The sequence below is a fragment of the Geodermatophilus sp. SYSU D01105 genome, from assembly GCF_054050095.1.
Genome location: NZ_JBJGYR010000054.1, coordinates 1 through 604, shown reverse-complemented (window position 1 = coordinate 604; position 604 = coordinate 1). Strand labels below are relative to the sequence as shown.

1 protein-coding gene is annotated in these 604 nt (G+C 76.3%); it reads left to right on the top strand.

Annotation, left to right across the window (positions count from 1 at the left end):
- Positions 1-604: PKD domain-containing protein (locus tag ACI79I_RS24330; RefSeq protein ID WP_456995139.1), on the top strand; the 604-nt coding region annotated here is incomplete at both ends.

Sequence of the window (604 nt, the reverse complement as noted above, 5' to 3'; positions counted from 1 at the left end):
TGGACGGGTCGGCCTCGGCCGACGCCGATGGCCGGGTGGCCTCCTACGCGTGGGAGTTCGGGGACGGCGGGACCGGCACCGGTGCCACCGCGTCGCACACCTACGCCGCGGCCGGCACCTACCAGGTGAAGCTGACCGTCACCGACGAGAAGGGTGCGACCGGCACGGTGACCCGCGCGGTCACGGTGACCGCGCCGCAGCCGCCGGTGGAGGAGCCGCCGACCGAGGAGCCGCCGGTGCAGGGTGCGCCGTTCGCGGTGGACTCCTTCGGCCGTGAGGTGGCCTCCGGCTGGGGGGCGGCCGAGGTCGGTGGCGCCTGGACGGTCGCGGGCAGCACCGCCGCCGCGCGGGTGGTCGACGGCGCCGGGCAGATCTCCGGTGCGGCCGGCAAGGAGTCGCGGGCCGGGCTGGCCGACGTCGCGCAGCAGGAGGTGGCGGTCCAGGCAGACATCACCCTGCCGCAGGCGGCCACCGGTGGCGGGGCCTACATCAGCCTCGCCGGCCGGCGGATCGGCACCAGCGACTACCGGGCGACGCTGCGGTTCCAGGCCTCCGGGCTGGTCGACCTGCGGCTGGACCGGTACGTCAACGGCACCGAGACCGT